Source organism: Mesorhizobium sp. P2_A12 (assembly GCF_056405075.1).
Map to the genome: position 1 here is coordinate 1 of NZ_JBFUCU010000081.1, position 992 is coordinate 992.

Sequence of the window (992 nt, forward strand, 5' to 3'; positions counted from 1 at the left end):
CAAGATGCTGGCTGGGAATGGAGGCCAGCATCTGATGACCCGACCTCTTTCCAATGATCTTCGCGAGCGGGTTGTAGCGGCGGTTTTGGGTGGTGAAAGCCGCCGATCTGCCGCCAAGCGGTTTGGCATTTCGATTTCGGCCGCGGTGAAGCTGTTGCAGCGCCATGGGACGACCGGCTCGGTGGCGCCGGGCAAGATGGGTGGACATCGCAAGAGAGTACTGGAGCCGCACCGTGCCTTCATCGAGGCGCGTATGCGTGAGACACCTCATTTGACGCTGCACGGTCTGAAGGATGAGTTGGCCGCGCGCGGGGTTAAAGTCTCGCACAACGCAGTGTGGCTGTTCTTGCGCCGCGAGGGCCTGAGCTTCAAAAAAAACGCTGTTCGCCCTTGAGCAGGCGCGCGCTGATATTGCCCGCAAGCGCCAGCGATGGCGATCCTGGCAGAGCGGTCTCGATCCGCGGTGCCTGGTCTTCATCGATGAGACCTGGATCAAGACCAATATGGCTCCGCTGCGAGGCTGGGGGCCGAAAGGCAAGCGGCTGCGCGGCCTGGCTCCACATGGCCACTGGCGCACGCTGACCTTCCTCGGCGCGCTGCGCTGGGATCGGCTCGCGGCACCTTGCGTCTTCGACGGCCCGATCAACGGCCAATGTTTCCGCGCCTATGTCGAGCAGCAGCTCGTCACAGTTCTGAAGCCCGGCGACATCGTCGTCATGGATAATCTGGGAAGTCATAAGTCGGCGGCCATCAGGCACATGATCAGAGCTGCCGGCGCCAGGCTTTGGTACCTGCCGCCCTACTCTCCGGACCTCAATCCGATCGAGCAGGCTTTCGCCAAGATCAAACACTGGATGCGCCAGGCTCAGAAACGCACCGTCGAGGAAACTTGGCGCCACATCGGCCACCTCGTCGAAACGATCGAGGCAGCCGAATGCAAGAACTACTTCGTAAATGCCGGATACGCTTCCGTCAAAACGTGAAGGACTCTA

The 992-nt window shown here is 61.1% G+C and carries 1 protein-coding gene; it reads left to right on the forward strand.

Translation table 11 applies throughout. The features are described 5' to 3' along the window. The first annotated feature begins 34 nt into the window (after positions 1–34). Positions 35–983, forward strand: a protein-coding gene (locus tag AC1DZU_RS35575) for an IS630 family transposase (protein ID WP_477292129.1) whose coding sequence is annotated in 2 segments (ribosomal slippage) — positions 35–370 and positions 372–983 — 948 coding nt in all. Because the reading frame shifts where the segments join, the coding sequence is not laid out codon by codon here. The last annotated feature ends 9 nt before the right edge of the window (positions 984–992 follow it).